The organism is Streptomyces sp. NPDC002446, assembly GCF_053595675.1.
This window is the reverse complement of sequence record NZ_JBSFYC010000036.1, coordinates 1-17,312: the sequence shown is the minus strand read 5'-3', so window position 1 is coordinate 17,312 and position 17,312 is coordinate 1. Positions and strand designations below refer to the sequence as shown.

The 17,312-nt window shown below is 69.1% G+C and carries 15 protein-coding genes; 7 read left to right on the top strand and 8 right to left on the bottom strand.

Annotated features, from left to right (window positions below; all coding sequences use genetic code 11):
* Positions 1-31: 31 nt before the first annotated feature.
* A complete protein-coding gene (locus tag ACWD6P_RS21020) occupies positions 32-2,218 on the top strand; it encodes a prolyl oligopeptidase family serine peptidase (RefSeq protein WP_451445646.1) in 2,187 nt (728 codons plus the stop codon).
* 50 nt (positions 2,219-2,268) lie between these two features.
* Here ACWD6P_RS21020 and ACWD6P_RS21015 read toward each other — a convergent pair whose 3' ends face one another.
* Positions 2,269-3,387, bottom strand: coding sequence for a hypothetical protein (locus ACWD6P_RS21015; RefSeq protein ID WP_451445645.1), 1,119 nt, complete (start codon positions 3,385-3,387; stop codon positions 2,269-2,271).
* A 487-nt stretch (positions 3,388-3,874) separates the two neighbouring features.
* Here ACWD6P_RS21015 and ACWD6P_RS21010 point away from each other — a divergent pair, with 487 nt between their 5' ends.
* The 5 genes from ACWD6P_RS21010 (at position 3,875) to ACWD6P_RS20990 (ending at position 10,148) form a co-directional block, all read left to right on the top strand.
* Positions 3,875-4,909: an ABC transporter permease gene (locus ACWD6P_RS21010; RefSeq protein WP_451445644.1), complete on the top strand. Its 1,035-nt coding sequence runs from the start codon at positions 3,875-3,877 to the stop codon at positions 4,907-4,909.
* 106 nt (positions 4,910-5,015) lie between these two features.
* Entirely contained in the window at positions 5,016-6,815 is a 1,800-nt protein-coding gene (locus tag ACWD6P_RS21005) for an ABC transporter substrate-binding protein (protein ID WP_451445643.1), read from the top strand.
* Between the two features lie 136 nt (positions 6,816-6,951).
* Entirely contained in the window at positions 6,952-7,923 is a 972-nt protein-coding gene (locus ACWD6P_RS21000; protein WP_451445642.1) for an ABC transporter permease, read from the top strand.
* Positions 7,924-7,934: 11 nt separating this feature from the next.
* Complete coding sequence (locus ACWD6P_RS20995; RefSeq protein ID WP_451445641.1) at positions 7,935-8,996, top strand: ABC transporter ATP-binding protein; 1,062 nt, start codon at positions 7,935-7,937, stop codon at positions 8,994-8,996.
* 12 nt (positions 8,997-9,008) lie between these two features.
* Entirely contained in the window at positions 9,009-10,148 is a 1,140-nt protein-coding gene (locus tag ACWD6P_RS20990; RefSeq protein WP_451445640.1) for an ABC transporter ATP-binding protein, read from the top strand.
* A gap of 126 nt (positions 10,149-10,274) precedes the next feature.
* Here the strand turns inward: ACWD6P_RS20990 and ACWD6P_RS20985 are convergent, their stop codons facing one another.
* On the bottom strand, positions 10,275-10,757 hold the full coding sequence (locus ACWD6P_RS20985; protein ID WP_451445639.1) for a ricin-type beta-trefoil lectin domain protein: 483 nt from the start codon (positions 10,755-10,757) through the stop codon (positions 10,275-10,277).
* Positions 10,747-10,929, bottom strand: a complete 183-nt coding sequence (locus ACWD6P_RS20980; protein WP_451445638.1) for a hypothetical protein — start codon at positions 10,927-10,929, stop codon at positions 10,747-10,749. Before ACWD6P_RS20980 ends, ACWD6P_RS20985 begins: the two co-directional genes overlap by 11 nt.
* A gap of 158 nt (positions 10,930-11,087) precedes the next feature.
* On the opposite strand from ACWD6P_RS20980, the gene ACWD6P_RS20975 reads away from it, so the two are divergent.
* The gene (locus tag ACWD6P_RS20975) at positions 11,088-11,459 is read left to right on the top strand and encodes a MerR family transcriptional regulator (RefSeq protein WP_451445637.1); all 372 of its coding nucleotides are present in this window, start codon (positions 11,088-11,090) and stop codon (positions 11,457-11,459) included.
* A gap of 15 nt (positions 11,460-11,474) precedes the next feature.
* On the opposite strand, the gene ACWD6P_RS20970 is transcribed toward ACWD6P_RS20975, so the two are convergent.
* The 5 genes from ACWD6P_RS20970 to ACWD6P_RS20950 are packed head-to-tail and all read right to left on the bottom strand — an operon-like array spanning position 11,475 to position 17,117.
* A complete protein-coding gene (locus ACWD6P_RS20970) occupies positions 11,475-12,536 on the bottom strand; it encodes an ABC transporter ATP-binding protein (protein WP_451445636.1) in 1,062 nt (353 codons plus the stop codon).
* A complete protein-coding gene (locus tag ACWD6P_RS20965) occupies positions 12,523-13,545 on the bottom strand; it encodes an ABC transporter ATP-binding protein (protein WP_451445635.1) in 1,023 nt (340 codons plus the stop codon). The genes ACWD6P_RS20970 and ACWD6P_RS20965 overlap by 14 nt, the downstream gene beginning before the upstream one ends.
* Before the next feature lie 11 nt (positions 13,546-13,556).
* Positions 13,557-14,549: an ABC transporter permease gene (locus tag ACWD6P_RS20960; protein ID WP_451445634.1), complete on the bottom strand. Its 993-nt coding sequence runs from the start codon at positions 14,547-14,549 to the stop codon at positions 13,557-13,559.
* Positions 14,542-15,465 carry an ABC transporter permease gene (locus tag ACWD6P_RS20955; protein WP_451445633.1) on the bottom strand — a complete coding sequence of 308 codons (924 nt, stop codon included), beginning with the start codon at positions 15,463-15,465 and terminating at the stop codon, positions 14,542-14,544. The genes ACWD6P_RS20960 and ACWD6P_RS20955 overlap by 8 nt, the downstream gene beginning before the upstream one ends.
* Positions 15,466-15,500: 35 nt before the next feature.
* On the bottom strand, positions 15,501-17,117 hold the full coding sequence (locus tag ACWD6P_RS20950) for a peptide ABC transporter substrate-binding protein (protein WP_451445632.1): 1,617 nt from the start codon (positions 17,115-17,117) through the stop codon (positions 15,501-15,503).
* Positions 17,118-17,312: the final 195 nt, after the last annotated feature.

Sequence of the window (17,312 nt, the reverse complement as noted above, 5' to 3'; positions counted from 1 at the left end):
CGATCCGCCGGACAGGCTCTAGGCTCGGGCCATGACCGGACAGCCTTCGTTTCCGCGGCAATCCGCCCGTACGCAGCGCTTCACTCTGGGCGCACCGCGCGGCTACACCATCTCCCCCGACGGCAGGCGCGTCGCCTTCCTCCGCTCCGCCTCGGGTACCGATCGCAGCCAGCAGTTGTGGGTGCTCGACCTGGACGAGGGACGGGAGTTCACCGCCGCCGATCCGCGGGCCCTGCTGGCCGGCGCGGAGGAGCAGCTCCCCCCGCAGGAGCGGGCCCGCCGCGAGCGCAGCCGGGAGGGCTCGGCCGGCATCGTCGGCTATGCGGCCGACTCCGCGGTGGAGTTGGCGGCGTTCCCGCTCTCGGGCCGGCTGTTCGTCTCCGAGCTGCGGGCCGGGACGACCCGCGAACTCCCGGTGCAGGGGCCGGTGGTGGACCCCCGTCCGTCCCCGGACGGGCGGCATGTCGCCTTTGTGGCGGAGGGCCGGCTGCGGGTGGTCGCGGTGGACGGCGCCACCACGTCGGACGACGGCGCGGCCGGGGCCGGCGGCCCGCGGGCGGACCGGGTGCTGGCGGAGCCCGACGGGCCCGAGGTGACCTGGGGCCTCGCGGAGTTCATCGCGGCCGAGGAGATGGGCCGCTACCGGGGCTTTTGGTGGTCGCCGGACAGCGATGCGGTGCTGGCCGCGCGGGTCGACGAGGCACCGGTGCGGCGCTGGTGGATCTGTGACCCGGCGCATCCGGACCGCGAGCCCGCCCAGGTCGCCTACCCGGCGGCGGGCACCGCCAACGCCGCGGTGACCCTCGCGCTCTTCGGTCTGGACGGCTCGCGCACCGACGTCAGCTGGGACACCGTGCGCTACCCCTATCTGGCGCGCGTCCACTGGTCGGCGGCCGGTCCGCCGCTGCTGCTGGTCCAGGCCCGCGACCAGCGCGACCAGCGCTATCTGGCCGTCGACACCGCGACCGGCGCGACCCGCACGGTGCACGAGGACGAGGACGAGGTGTGGGTCGAGCCGTTCCCCGGCGTGCCGGCCTGGACCCCGGACGGCCGGCTGGTGCGCATCGCGGACGAGGGCGGCGTACGCAAGCTCTTCGTCGGCGACCGTCCGCTGACCGGGGCGCCGCTGCACGTGCGGGCCGTACTGGACATCGGCGAGGAGGACGTCCTGTTCTCCGCGAGCGGCACCGAGATGCACGACATCGGCGTCTACCGTGCCTGGTTCCGCGGCAGCGGGGACCAGGGCGGCTGGGAGCGGGTGGGCGAGCGGCCGTATCCGACGGTGTCCTCGGCGGTGCGCGGCGGTGCGCTGACCGTGCTGTCCCAGACGTCGCTGGAGCGCCCCGGCACCCAGGTGGACGTGGTCCGGCTGGACCCCGACGGCGGGGAGAAGACCCTCGCCACGATCGGTTCGTACGCCGAGGAGCCGGCGCTGACCGCCCGGCCCCGCCTCGTACTGGCCGGGGAGCGGGAGATTCCGTGCGCGGTGCTGCTGCCGGGCGGATATGCGGAGGGCGATGGTCCGCTGCCGGTGCTGATGGACCCGTACGGCGGTCCGCACGGCCAGCGGGTGGTCGCCTCGCACAACGCCCATCTGACCTCGCAATGGCTCGCCGACCAGGGGTTCGCGGTGATCGTGGCGGACGGCCGGGGCACCCCGGGCCGCTCCCCCGGCTGGGAGAAGGCGGTCTCCCGCCGCCTCGCGGAGATCGCGCTGGACGACCAGGTCCACGCCCTCCAGGCGCTGGCCGGATCCTTTCCCCTCGACATGCGGCGGGTGGCCATCCGCGGCTGGTCCTTCGGCGGCTATCTCGCCGGGCTCGCCGCGCTGCGCCGACCCGATGTCTTCCACGCGGCGGTGGTCGGCGCCCCGGTGACCGATCTGCGGCTGTACGACACCCACTATCAGGAGCGCTACCTCGGCCACCCGGACGAGGAGCCCGCGGTCTACGCGGAGAACTCGCTGGTCACGGACGAGGGACTGGCCCAGGCGGCGGAGCCGCACCGCCCGATGCTGATCGTGCACGGGCTCGCGGACGACAACGTGGTGGTGGCGCATTCGCTGCGGCTGTCCTCGGCGCTGCTGGCGGCCGGCCGCCCGCACGAGGTGCTGCCGCTGTCAGGCGTGACCCATATGACGCCGCAGGAACAGGTGGCCGAAAACCTCTTGCTGCTCCAGGTCGACTTCCTCAAACGGTCGTTGGGGATGACCTCCTGATACGGCGGTCCGCCGCCGGGGCCCCCGAGGCGCTGCCCGCCCGGGGCTGATCACCAGCCCGGAGGGAGGGTGGACGGCGGGGGCGGGGCGTGCGGGGGCCGTGCCTCGCCGGGCGCGGAGCCGTACGCCCGCACGCCGCCCGTGTCCCCGGCGGCGGCGACGCCGGGGCAGGCGGCCGCGATCAGCGCGGTCAGCCCGGCGGCCGCCACGAAGGCGGCGGTGGCCAGCTCCAGCCGGGCCCCGGCGGGCAGCGCGGCGAAGCGGCCGAGATCCCCGGTGTGCAGGGCGAAGGCGAGCGCGGCGGCGCCGTGCACGGCCAGCAGCGCCGCGGCGGTGATCGCCGCGGGCCGGGCCCACGGCGCGCGGCGCAGCGCGGCGGCCGCGGCCGCCATGGCCAGCAGGGCGAGCGCCGCCGCATGCCAGTGCACCGGCGGCTGCAGCAGTGCGCGGGAGACCGACGCGTCACCGAGCAGCCCCGTGCGGTAGACGTCCCCGCCCAGCCGCATCCGCCAGTGGATCTCCCAGGCGACGAGGACAGGACCCGCGGTGCCCAGGACGGCGGCGGCGGTCACGGCCGGCCCCTGGTATGGCCGTCCGGGCGGGCCGGGGTCGCCGCCGAGGGGCGCCGCACGGACGACTCCGTAGGCCGACGAAGCCACCTCCGGCAGCCCTCGGGGGCGCCCCGTATGGCGGCCCGGCCGCCTGCCCGTCCGCCGGTGCGCCGCGACCACCGCGAACAGGGCGAGGGCCAGCGCGAGCTGGACGAGGGCACTCGCCCGTGCCTGTGCCGCCAGGTGGCCGTGCGGCCCCGGCAGCCGGCCGGCGCCCAGCATCCAGGTCAGGGGGAGGCGCAGCAGGGCGGTGGCGGCCGCGAGGGAGAGCAGCGCGCCGGCGGCCACGGGTGCGGGGACGGCGGGGCGCAGCGCGGCGGCCGCGGCGGTGAGCGCGCCGAGGACCAGCAGCGGGTCGAGCGGCGAGGTGGCCCAGGCGGTCAACTCCCGTGGCCGGCGGGCCTCTCCGAGCCAGGTCCACCACACGTCCGCGGTGTGCCGGGCGACGGCGAGGTCCCGGAGGATCCAGCCCGCGCTGAGCAGCGCGAGCAGCAGGCAGACCAGCGCGCCGGTGCGGCGCGCACCGCGGGTGAGAACGCGGTCCCGCACTGTGGACACGGCCCGCCCCCCGTCCGTGTCGATGCACCAGGGTCGTCCACGGCGCCCCGTATACGAGGCGTCTACCGCAGGTGTACTCCGGTCCCGGCGCCGGGACAACACACCCGTACGGAACGGTGGGCCAAACAGGTGCAAAACGGCGACCGGCCGGGGCGCCGACTGGCGTCCCCGACCGGTCTACGGCACCCGCACGGCCGTACGTTGTTCATCATGGCGCGTCCGTATATCGGTGTTGCGACAGTGAAGTTGCCTTCATGTTAAAGAGGTTGATGGCCATATGTCCCCCATGACGCATATCCGGACCTCCTGTCAAGCACGCCCTGGCGTCGATCTGCGCAATCTTCGCTCAAGAAGTAGACGACCTGTTCGCAAGCACACCCGATCCCCTTGACTCCGCCATAAATCACTTGCGAAAGTCCGCTCATCCAGCGGTGCGACCAGGCGCCGCTTCACGTTCCAAGAGAACTCGGCGCGGGGGCACTTCGCGATGACTAGTCCATCCCAGACCGCGGTTACCAAGTCCGATACCCCGGGACTTGGCCCTGAAGGTCTGAAGAAGGGAAAGAAGGGCAAGAGCGGTGAGCTCGCCGGCCGTTCACCCGGCCAGCTGATGTGGACGCGCTTCAAGCGCGATCGCATGGGCGTGGTGTGCGCGATCGTCGTGCTCGCCTTTTTCGTCGTCGCGGCACTGGCACCGGTGATCGGCTCGCTGTACGGCAAGGACCCGTACACGCTCTACGGCAACGAAGATCCCAATCTGCTCGACGAGTTCGCCTATCCGGCCGGTCCCAACGGCGGCATCTCCCCGGAGCACTGGTTCGGCATCGAACCGCAGCTCGGCCGCGATCTGTTCATGATGCTGATCTACGGCATGCGGATGTCGCTGGGGATCTCCGTCGTGGTGACCATCCTGACCGTGCTGACCGGCATCATCATCGGTGTCACGGCCGGCTATGTCGGCGGCAAGACCGACTACTTCCTGAGCCGGGTGATCGACTTCCTGCTGGCCTTCCCGAGCCAGCTGACCTTCGTGGCCTTCACCCCCATCGTGGTGGCGCTCTTCGTGCCGCCGGGCGACGAGACACCCACGTACGTACGGGTCTGCGCGCTGATCATCGTGCAGTGGTTCCTGGGGTGGATGGGGCTCGCGCGCCTGCTGCGGGGTCAGGTCCTGTCCCTGCGTGAACGGGAGTTCGTCGAGGCAGCGAAGATCACCGGTGCCTCGCCGTGGCGGATCATCCGCAAGGAGCTGCTGCCGAACGTCGTCACGCCGGTGCTGGTGCAGGGCACGTACATGCTCCCCCTCTTCGTGACCGCCGAGGCGGGACTGTCCTTCCTCGGCGTCGGCATCATCGAGCCGACACCCGACTGGGGCCGCCTCTTCCAGGCGGGCGCTCGCTACTACGAGAACGACCCCACCTTCTTGCTCTTCCCCGCCGCGGCCATGCTGATCTTCGTGCTCTGCTTCAACCTGCTCGGAGACTCGGTCCGCGACGCCTTCGACCCCAAGTCCGGGCGCTGATCGTCCACTTGAGGGGGCTTGCTGTCACCCCCACCGGCCGGGCCCGTACCCGTCTGTTCCTGACAGCACATCTGGACCCCAACCGACAGGCAGGTGCTTGGAACTCATGAACGCATTTTCTACGCGCAGAGCGCGCGCGGTGATCGTGGCCCTGGCGGCCGGATCACTCGCGCTCACCGGTTGCAGCGGCGGCAGCGGCTCCAACAAGGGCAAGGCCCAGACGGACGAGGACGCCGCGGCCCAGGCCAAGGCGATCCCGCTGGGCACCGCCGCCGACTCCACCGGCCCGGCCGTCGCCGTCAAGGGCGCCCGCTCCGGCGGCACCATCCGCGTGTACCAGCGTGACAGCTACAACCACCTCGACCCGGGCCAGATGTACGTCAGCGACATGAAGGCACTGTCGCAGCTGATCTTCCGCGGGCTGACCTCGTTGAAGCAGGACGACAAGGGCAACGCCAAGGTCGTGGGCGACCTCGCCACCGACGCCGGCCAGATGTCCGACGGCGGCAAGACCTGGAAGTTCACCCTCAAGGACGGCATCAAGTTCGAGGACGGCAAGCCGATCACCTCGAAGGACATCCGGCACACGATAGAACGGCAGTACGCCAAGTTCATCACGGATGGTCCGACCTACATCCAGACCTGGCTCTCGGGCGCGGGCACGACCTACCGCAAGGCGCTGCCCGACGGTCCGTACAAGGGCGACCACCTGCCCAAGAACGTCCTGGACACGCCGGACGAGAAGACCGTCATCTTCCACTTCAAGAAGCCGCAGACGCAGCTGCCCTACGCGCTGACGATGCCCGGCTACAGCGTGGTGCCGGAAGGCGCCAAGGACACCAAGGACGCCTACGACGTCAAGCCGGTGTGCGCGGGTCCGTACAAGATCGCGTCGTTCAAGTCCGGCAAGTCCATGCAGCTGGTGCGCAACAAGAACTGGGACCCGAAGACGGACCCGATGCGCACCGCCTACCCGGACGGCTACAACATCACCTTCAACCACCAGGCGTCGGACTCCACCAAGCGTCTGATGGCCGACCAGGGTGAGGCCAAGAACGCGGTGAGCTTCACCAACTCGGTGGAACCCACGCTCACCAAGGACGTGCTGACCAACGCCAGCGCGAGCAAGCGCCTGGTGCAGGGCTACCAGCCCTACGTCTGGCAGATGAACATGAACATGGACCGCCTCAAGGACAAGAAGATCCGCGACGCGATCACCTACGCGATGCCGAGCCAGCAGATCGTCCGGGTCAACGGCGGCAGTTACGGCGGTGAGGTCGCCGGCGGTCTGCTCGCCCCGACCGTGGCGGGCTACAAGAAGGGCTACGACCCCTACGGCAAGCTGAAGCACCCCAACGGCGAGCCGGAGAAGGCCAAGAAGCTCCTCAAGGAGGCCGGCAAGGTCGGCATGAAGCTCGTCTACGCCTTCTCCAACACCGAGGCGCGCCAGAAGGAAGCCGTCGTCATCGAGGACGCGCTGACCAAGGCCGGCTTCGACGTGCAGAAGAAGGAGGTCGAGGCGGCCTCCTGGTACGAGCAGATGGGCAAGGTCGACAACGGCTTCGACATCTACATGACCGGCTGGGGCCAGGACTGGGCGGACGCCTCGACCGTCATCCCGCCGTCGTACGACGGCCGTCAGATCCAGGACGGCGCCGCGAACTACTCGCACGTCCGGGACGAGCACGTGAGCTCCGAGGTCGACCGGATCGAGAAGATCACGGACGTCAACAAGGCGACCGCAGAGTGGGAGAAGCTGCACAAGTACATCGTGGAGAAGGTCAACCCGGCGGCGCCGGTCTTCTACACCAAGGTGCTCCAGCTGCACGGCTCGAACGTCGGCGGCGTCCGCTACAACCTGGACGTCAGCTACCTCGACCCGAACACGCTGTACCTGAAGAAGTAGCGGTAGCCGCTTCGGCGACCACCTGAACGAAGGCACTCCGGACGGCGCGCACACGGCGGAACGCGCGCCTTCCGGGGCCTTTGTCCGCCACCCCTCACGCCCACTGCCGCCGCCGTCCTGAGAGCAGCGAACTGCCATGCTTCAATTCCTACTTCGCCGGACGTTCGGCGCTGTTGTCATCCTTCTTCTGCTCAGTGCCTTCACGTTCTTCGTGTTCTTCGGCGCCGGTGACCCGGCGACGATGTCCTGCGGAAAGAACTGCACCGCGGACAACATCGCGCTGATCCACCAGAACCTCGGCCTCGACAAACCCCTGCCGACGCAGTACTGGGACTTCCTCGTCGGCATCTTCGCCGGCCGTGACTACTCCATCGGCCACTGTGACGCCCCCTGCTTCGGCTACTCCTTCGCCACCAAGCAGGACGTCTGGGCGACGCTGCTGGACCGGCTGCCCACCACCGCCTCGCTGGCCTTCGGCGGCGCCGTGGTCTTCCTGACCGTCGGCCTGGGCACCGGCCTGCTCGCCGCCTGGAAGCGCGGTTCGTTCCTGGACAAGACGCTCACCTCCATCTCGATGGTGCTGAGCTCGGCGCAGATCTACATCCTCGGTCCGATCGCGCTCGGTCTGTTCGTCTACAGCGGCCTGATGGACTCCCCCAAGTACGTGGAGCTGAGCTCGAACCCGGCCGGATGGTTCATGGGCCTGCTGATCCCCTGGCTGGTGATGTCGACGATCTTCACCGCGCAGTACACCCGTATGTCCCGCTCGACGATGATCGAGCAACTGCAGGAGGAGCACGTCCGTACGGCCAAGGCGAAGGGCATGCCGGCGCGGTACGTCTTCATGCGCTACGCCTGGCGCGGTTCGCTGATTCCCATCGTGACCATCCTCGGCATGGACCTCAGCTCGCTGTTCGGCGGCGCGATGATCACCGAGTTCACGTTCCAGCTGGCCGGCGTCGGACGGCTCGCGATCGACTCCGTCGTCACCCTTGATCTGCCCATGATCATGGGCGTGCTGATCTTCAGCGCCGCCCTGATCCTGGTGTTCAACATCATCGTGGATGCGACGTACGCCTTCATCGACCCGCGCGTGCGCCTGTCCTAGGAGAGCCTGAAGTGACCACACTCACCAAGACCGAAGGCACCACCGTGCCGCCCGGGTCCGACCCCTTCCTCTCCGTGCGTGACCTGCGTGTGCGGTTCTCCACCGAGGACGGCATCGTCAAGGCGGTCGACGGCCTCTCCTTCGACCTGGAACGCGGGCAGACGCTCGGCATCGTCGGCGAATCGGGCTCCGGCAAGTCGGTGACCAACCTCGCGATCCTGGGTCTGCACAACCCCAAGTCCACCGAGATCACGGGCGACATCACGCTGGACGGCGAAAAGCTGACCGGAGCCAGGGAGAAGACCCTGGAAAAGCTCCGCGGCAACAAGATGGCCATGATCTTCCAGGACGCGCTGACCGCGCTGTCGCCGTACTACACCGTCGGCCGGCAGATCGCCGAACCGTTCATCAAGCACACCGGCGCCAGCAAGCGCGAGGGCCGGCAGCGCGCCATCGAGATGCTGACCAAGGTCGGCATCCCGCAGCCGAACCTGCGGGTGGACGACTATCCGCACCAGTTCTCCGGCGGTATGCGCCAGCGCGCCATGATCGCCATGGCGCTGGTCTGCAACCCGCAGCTGCTGATCGCCGACGAGCCGACCACGGCCCTCGACGTCACCGTCCAGGCGCAGATCCTCGACCTGCTCAAGGACCTCCAGCAGGAGTTCGGCTCGGCGATCATCCTGATCACCCATGACCTCGGCGTCGTCGCCAACACGGCGGACGACCTGCTGGTGATGTACGCGGGACGGGCGGTGGAGCGGGGCTCCGTCAAGGAGATCCTCACCGAGCCGCGGCACCCGTACACCTGGGGCCTGCTGAGCTCCATGCCGCGGCTCTCCTCGGACGTCAACGAGGCGCTGCACCCGATCCCGGGCAGCCCGCCGAGCCTGCTCAACCCGCCGTCCGGCTGCGCCTTCAACCCGCGGTGCGGCTTCACCGGCGAGGTCGGCGGCGCACGCTGCACCGACGAGCGGCCGCCGCTGGAGCCGGGGCGGGCGTCCGCGTGCCATCTGAGCGCCGAGCAGAAACAGACCTTCTTCACCGAGCAGATCAAGCCCCGGCTGGGCTAGGGAGCGACCACCATGACCGACAACGCCACCCTCCCCTCGCCCCGCGACGCCGCACCCGCCCAGGGCGAGCCGCTGCTCACCGCCGAGGGGCTCACCAAGCACTTCCCGATCTACGGCGGCTTTCCGTTCAAGCGGAAGGTCGGCGCGGTGCAGGCCGTCGACGGCGTCGACCTGACCGTGCACGCCGGCGAGAGCTTCGGCCTGGTCGGTGAGTCGGGCTGCGGCAAGTCCACCACCGGACGGCTGCTCACCCGGCTCATGGAGCCGAGCTCCGGCAAGATCACCTACGCGGGGCAGGACATCACCCACGCCGGCCGCAAGGAACTGGCGCCGATCCGCTCCGAGATCCAGATGATCTTCCAGGACCCGTATGCCTCGCTCAACCCGCGGCAGACGGTCGGCACCATCATCGGCGGCCCGATGGAGATCAACGGGATCAACCCGCCCGGTGGGCGGGAGAAGCGGATCCGCGAACTCCTGGAGACCGTGGGCCTGAACCCGGAGCACTACAACCGCTTCCCGCACGAGTTCTCCGGCGGCCAGCGGCAGCGCATCGGCGTGGCCCGGGCCCTGGCCCTGGAGCCGAAGCTGATCGTCGCCGACGAGCCCGTCTCGGCCCTGGACGTCTCCATCCAGGCGCAGGTCGTCAACCTCCTCCAGCAGCTCCAGCGCGAGCTGGGCATCGCCTTCCTCTTCATCGCCCACGACCTGGCGATCGTGCGGCACTTCAGCGAGCGGGTCGCGGTGATGTACCTCGGCAAGGTCGTCGAGATGGGCCCCCGCGACGAGATCTACAACCGGCCGCGCCACCCGTACACCCACGCACTGCTCTCCGCGGTGCCGGAGGCCAAGCTGGTCGAGGGCGACGAGGAGGAGCGCGAGCGCATCCGGCTCGCCGGTGACGTCCCCTCCCCCGTCAACCCGCCGTCCGGCTGCCGCTTCCGCACGCGCTGCTGGAAGGCGCAGGACAAGTGCGCGACGCAGGAGCCGCCGCTGATCCAGATCAGCGGCAACGAAAGCGGTCACCTGACGGCGTGCCACTTCCCGGAGGAGCCGACGACGGCGGCACGGGGCGAGGACATCGTCCTGGATCCGGCACTGGCGGCGATCGAGGAAGCGGACCGGGCTGAGGACGGTGGCCGGGCCGACTAGACGGTCCGCGATCACCGCCGCACGCCCGGGCCCGCCTCCCGCACAGGAGGCGGGCCCGGGCGTGTCAGGCCACCGCCGGCCGTCGCCTCCGGGGCCCGGAAAGGCCCATCGGCGGAGGGGTTCCGGCTAGTTGTAGTCGGCCATCCACCACTTGCTCTGCGTCTGGTGGCCCGGGGTGCACACCACATCGCCGCCCGAAATCTTGAGGTAGCAGCCGTCGGTGTTTCCGTAAGGAGTCTTCTGCCCGTCGTGGAACGAACCCACCATCCACGTCATGGCCCACTTCTGCGGATCATCCGTGCAGGACTTTGCATAAACGGCCCCATGGCTCGACTTCTTGGTCGCCAAGCAGGGGCCCGCCGCCGGATTGGCGAACGCGGATATGATCTGGTTGCCGGGATACATCGACCAGTTCTGCTTCGGGTCACCGGTGTTGCACTTCACGGCGGTCACGCGCTTGTCGAATCCGTTGTACTTGAGACACTTCCCGGTCTCGACGTGCTTGATGTTGAACCCCTGGACCGGCGCCGCAGACGCCGTCGTCGTCCCGAACGTCGCCAAGCCGGCCGCCGCCAGGCCGATCACGGCCATACCGAACTTACGCTTCATATTTTCCCCTTGACATTCTCTGCCCCATTCCCTTGAAGCGGTCACCTTCATGGGAGGCATCTCGCTCGTCGTTTTCCGACGGGCGATCAACAAGACCATCCAACACGAAGTCGATCTTCTTCACCACCGGCTTTAACGCGTATTGAACATGCATTTCCGGGTGTGCGCTCATTACTTACTCAATGCCCCTATGGGATCGATGCCCGAAATTGGAGGACTTTCCCTGCCCCCTTCCGGCGCCACTGCCGACCGGTGGCGCCACGGCGGGAATGCCTCCCGCCGCACCGGTGTTGTCCGTCAGCGAGGGCGCGGACGAGGGGGTGGCGCGGAATGCGGATCGGAGAGCTGTCGGAGCGTACGGGGACGCCGCGGCGGCTGTTGCGCTACTACGAGGAGCAGGGGCTGATCGTCTCCGAGCGCTGCGCCAACGGCTACCGCAGCTATGACGCGTCCTGCGCCGACCGGGTCCTGCAGATCAGAGGCCTGCTCGACGCCGGGCTGCCGACCCGGATCATCCGGCAGATCCTGCCCTGCCTCGACAAGCCCCGGGCCATCCACTTCCCCGACGCGACGCCGGAGATGCTCGCCACGCTGGAGGGCGAGCGCGATGCGATGACCCGGCGCATCGAGACCCTGATACGCAACCGGAACGCCATCGGCGAGTACCTCGACGTGGTCCGCGGCACGGTCCGCGGCGGCTGATCCGGCGAGCGGGCGCTACTCCGTCGGTACGACCCGCCGCTCCTCGGCGAAGTGGCAGGCCGAGGCGTGCCGCGCCGGGCCCTCGGTGTCGCCGAAGGCGGGGGGCACCTCCAGCGGCGGCACGACCTCGGCGCACAGCTGCTGGGCCTTCCAGCAGCGGGTGCGGAAGGGGCAGCCGGACGGGGGGTCGGCGGGTGAGGGGACGTCGCCGGTGAGCAGGATGCGGTCACGGTGGACGCGGGCGTCGGGGTCCGGTACGGGGACGGCGGAGAGCAGGGCCTGGGTGTAGGGGTGGGTGGGGTGGTCGTAGATCTGCTCCTCGGTGCCGATCTCGGCGAGCCGGCCCAGGTACATCACCGCGATGCGGTCGGAGATGTGCCGTACGACGGACAGGTCGTGGGCGATGAAGACATAGGAGAGGTCGAAGTCGGCCTGCAACTGGTCGAGGAGATTGACCACTTGGGCCTGGACGGAGACGTCCAGCGCGGAGACCGGCTCGTCGGCGACGATGATCTCCGGGCGCAGGGCGAGGCCGCGGGCGATGCCGATGCGCTGGCGCTGGCCGCCGGAGAACTGGTGCGGATAGCGGTTGATGTACTCGGGGTTGAGCCCCACCACGTCCAGGAGTTCCTGCACCTTGCGGCGGCGGTCTCCCCTGGGGGCCGCCTCGGGGTGGATCTCGTACGGCTCGCCGACGATGTCGCCGACCGTCATCCGGGGATTCAGGGAGGTGTAGGGGTCCTGGAAGACCATCTGGATGTTGCGGCGTACGGCCTTCATCGCCCGGCCCGACAGGCGGGTGATGTCCTCGCCGCGGTAACGGATCTGACCCGCCGTCGGACGCTCCAGGCCGACCAGCAGCTTGGCCACCGTGGACTTCCCGCAGCCCGATTCGCCGACGATGCCGAGGGTTTCGCCCTTGCACAGGTCGAAGGAGACCCCGTCGACGGCCTTGACCGCGCCGATCTGCTTCTTGAAGAGCACGCCCTGGGTCAGGGGGAAGTGCTTGACCAGGTCGCGGACCTCCAGGAGGGGTTCGCCGAGCGCCACCGGGGCCGTGCCGTCACCGCGCACCATCGAGGGTCTCCTTCCAGAAGTGGCAGGCGCTGGCCCGGCCGGGGCCGGCCTCGTAGAGCGGCGGCAGGTCCGTGCGGCAGACGTCCCGGGCCAGCGGGCAGCGCGGGTTGAAGGGGCAGCCCGGCGGGATGGCGGTCAGGTTGGGCGGCAGGCCCTTGATCGCGTAGAGCCGCTGCCCCTTGTGGTCCAGCCGGGGGATGGAGTCCAGCAGTCCGCGGGTGTAGGGGTGGGCGGGCGCCTTGTAGAGCTGGTGGACGGGCGCGGTCTCCACGATCCGGCCCGCGTACATCACCGCGATGGTGTCGGCGACGTCGGCGACCACACCCAGGTCATGGGTGATCAGGACCAGCCCCATGGTGAGCTCGCGCTGGAGCTCCGCCAGCAGGTCCATGACCTGCGCCTGGACGGTGACATCCAGCGCCGTGGTCGGCTCGTCCGCGATGATCAGGTCGGGGCCGAGGGCCAGCGCCATCGCGATCATGATGCGCTGCCGCATCCCGCCGGAGAACTGGTGCGGATAGTCCCCCACCCGTGCCCTGGCCGCGGGAATGCCCACCCGCTCCATCAGCTCCACCGCCCGGCCGCGGGCCCCCTTACGGGACATCCCCTCATGGACCCGGAACATCTCCCCCAGCTGCTCCCCGACGCTGAGCACCGGGTTCAGCGCGGACAGCGCGTCCTGGAAGATCATCGCCATCCTGGCGCCGCGGACCCTGCGCCGTTCGTCCTTGCGCATCTTGAGCAGATCGCGCCCCTCGAAGAGGATCTCGCCGCCGGTCACATAGCCGGGCGGCGAGTCCAGGATGCCCATCACGGCCTGCGCGGTGACCGACTTCCCGGAGCCGGACTCACCGAGCACCGCCAGCGTCTGCCCGCGCGCCACGGTGCAGCTGACGCCGTTGACGGCCTGGGCGATCCCGTCCCTCGTACGGAACTCCACCCGCAGGTCACGCACGTCGAGCAGGGCGCCGGCCGCACCGCCCGCGGGCTGCCCGGGTTCGTTCGTCATCTGCCGCCTCCTCAGCGCAACTTGGGGTCGAGGGCGTCGCGTACGGCGTCGCCGAGCATGATGAACGCGAGCACCGTGACGCTCAGCGCGCCCGCGGGCCACAGCAGCATGTGCGGCGCGCTGCGGATGTGGGTGGAGGCCGTGGAGATGTCGATGCCCCAGGAGACGGTGGGCGGCTTCAGGCCCGCGCCCAGATAGGACAGCGTCGCCTCCAGCGCGATGTACGTACCGAGCGCGATGGTGGCGACGACGATGACCGGCGCCACGGCGTTCGGCGCGATATGCCGCAGCAGCAGCCGCCCGTTGCCGGCGCCCAGCGCGCGGGCGGCCTGGACGTAGTCGTTCTGCTTGGCGGTGACGACGGAGCCACGGGCGATACGGGAGACCTGCGGCCAGCCGAGCAGCACGATGAAGCCGACCACCGGCCAGACCGTGGTGCCGGGGACGACGGAGAGGAAGACCAGACCGCCCAGGATCACCGGGATGCCGAAGAAGATGTCGGCGAGCCGGGAGAGCAGGGTGTCCGACCAGCCGCCGAAGAAGCCGGCCAGTCCGCCCATCAGGCTGCCCAGCAGCGCGGCGCCGGCGGTGGCGCAGACGCCGACGGTGATGGAGGCGCGGGCCCCGTAGACCACCCGGGTGTAGACGTCCCGGCCCTGGGTGTCGAAGCCGAAGGGGTGGCCGGGCTGGGAGCCCTGCTGCGCCTTGGCCAGGTCGGCGCGGTACGGGTTGCCGGTGGCGATCAGCTGCGGCCAGATCGCGATGACCACCAGGAAGAGGATGACCAGCGCGGAGAGCACGAAGACCGGGTTGCGGCGCAGATCGTGCCAGGCGTCGCTCCACAGGCTGCGCGGCCTGCCGAGGGGCACCGCGGCGGGCGGCCCGGCGCCGGGCGGTGCGCCGCCCGGCCGCCGCTCCAGCGACTCCGCCTCGCCGATGGCCAGCGCGGCGGAGGCGCCGTCGCCGTGTCCGACGGCTTCCTTGGGGACGTAGGACTCAGGCATAGCGGATCCTCGGGTCGAGGACGGCGTAGAGCAGATCGACGAGGAGATTCGCGAGCAGGAAGACCAGCACCAGGATCGTCACAAAGCCGACGACGGTCGGTGAGTTCTGCCGCAGAATTCCCTGGTAGAGCTGGAATCCGACGCCGTGGATATTGAAGATGCGCTCGGTGACGATCGCGCCGCCCATCAGGGCGCCGATATCCGTGCCGATGAAGGTGACCACCGGGATCAGTGAATTGCGCAGCAGATGGCGGGTGATGACGCGGTGCCGGGGCAGGCCCTTGGCGACGGCCGTGCGCACATAGTCGGCGCGGGCGTTCTCCGCGATCGAGGTACGGGTCAGGCGGGTGACGTACGCGAGCGAGACCAGCGCCAGCACCAGCCCCGGCAGCAGCATTTCGCCCAGCGGCGCCTCCGGGGCGACGGACGGCGCGGCCCATCCCCACCGCACCCCGAAAATGAACTGCAGCAGATATCCGCTCACAAACGTCGGAATGGACACCACGACGAGCGAGAGGACCAGCACCGTGGTGTCGATGCCCCGGCCCCGCCGCAGCCCGCTGAACACGCCCAGCACGATGCCGATGACCATCTCGAACACAATGGCGACCAGAGTCAGCCGCAGGGTGACGGGAAAGGCCGAAGCCATCAGCTCGGTGACCGACTGGCCGTTGAATGCGGTGCCGAATTCTCCCCGGAAGATCTGCCCCATGTAGTGCAGATACTGTTTCCACAGCGGCTGGTCGAGGTAGAGGTCGCGGCGGATCTGCGCGGCGGTGGCCGGGTCCGGCGCCCGGTCGCCGAACATGGCGGCCACCGGATCACCCAGCGCGTACACCATGAAGAAGATCAGGAACGTGCTGCCGATGAACACCGGCACCATCTGGAGCAGCCGCCGGATCACATAGCGTCCCACAGGCAACGACCTCCCTCACCGCGCGGGCAGCACGCTCAGTTGACCTTGATCTCGTTGTAGACCGGCACGCTGAACGGATTCAGCGACACATTGCTGATCCGGTCCGAATAGCCGCCGCTGCCGTTCTGGTACCACAGCGGAATCGCCGGCATCTGCTGGTTGAGGATCCGCTCCGCGTCCTGGAACTTCGCGACGGCCTCCTTGCCGTCCGTCGCCGCGTTCGCCGCGTTCACCAGCCTGTCGAATCCGGCGTTACTGAACTTTCCGTCGTTGGCCGAGGAGTTGGTGTAGTACAGCGGCTGCAGAAAGTTCTGGATCAGCGGATAGTCCATCTGCCAGCCGTTCCGGAACGGTCCGGGCATCCTGTTCGCCGCGATCTTGTTGCGGAAATCGGCGAACGTCCCGACCGGAGCGCCCACACACGCGTTGTCGTTCCCCAGCGACGTGTTGATGCTGTTGCAGATCGCATCGACCCAGTCCTTGTGCGATCCGGTGTCCGCGTTGTACGTGATCGTCATCCGTCCCCCGGGAATTCCGCCGCCTTCCCTGATCAGCGCCCTGGCCTTCGCCGGACGGAATGCGCAGACCTCACCGCACAGCCCCGCCTTGTACCCCCCGTCCACTCCCAGCACCGGCGAGGTCCAGTCCGTCGCGGGCGTCCGGGTCCGCTGGAAGATCTCCCTGGTGATCTGCTCCCGGTCGATCGCCATCGACAGGCCGCGGCGCACCTTTTCCTTGCCCGGCCCGCCCCATTCCTTGTCGTACATGGGGAAGGTGATGGTCTGGATGATTCCGGCCGGCTGGTTGATGTACCGCTTTCCGAGATCGGCGGTGACGCTCTTGAGCTGCGCGGCCGGCACATCGTCGACCAGGTCGAGGTTGCCGGCCTGCAGATCGGTATAGGCGGTGTTGTTGTCCGTGTAGACCCGCAGATCGATCCCGGCGTTCCGCGCCGGATCGTCCCCCGGATACTTCTCCCATTTCCGCATCCTCAGCACGGACCCCTTGTCGTACGAGTCCACGACATACGGGCCGTTCCCGACGGGCTGCTCCAGCCATGCGTCATGGTCCGTGAAGAACGCCCGCGGCAGCGGCATGAAGGCCGAGTAGCCCAGCGTGTCCGGCCAGCTGGAGAACTTCTGACGGAGTGTGACGGTGAATGTCCTCTCGTCCTTCACCGCCAGCCCCGACAGGGTTCCGGCGGTCGGCGCGCCGCGCTCCGGATGCACCCGGTCGAAGCCCTCGATGTACTGGAAGAAGGGCGCGTTCTTCTGCTTGTTGTCCAGCAGCGCCCCGTAATTCCAGGCATCCACGAACGACTTGGCGGTGACCTTCTCGCCGTTGCTGAAGAACCAGCCCGGCTTCAGCGTCACCGTGAAATGCCGCGAATCCGTCGTCTCGATCCGCTCCGCGATGACGTTCTCCGCGGCCCCGGTCTTCGGGTCGTACCGCTTGAGCCCCCGGAACAGCATCTCCAGGACCTTGCCGCCCTGGACCTCGTTCGTGTTGGCCGGCTCCAGGGGATTCTGCGGATCGCCCCACGAAGCACTGACCACCCCGGCCCGGGCCGCGCTCCCCCCGCCGCAGGCGGTGGCCACGAGGGCGACCGCGACGGCGCACGCGCCCCACTTCGCGCGCGTGGCTCCCTGCATGAGGCCTCCTCAGCTCGCGATCATGCCTAGGGGACATAAGATCGCAAACCTGGATCTCTCGCACGCCGGGTACTCCGTTTATCCCAAGGGTTAATCGCCATTGCGCCTGCGGCGGGCGTTGCCGCTGCGCGGGGCTGTTCGGCTGCCGGTGACGGTCCTCCGGGGCCTGGTGTGTGGACTGCTTCGCTTTACGTC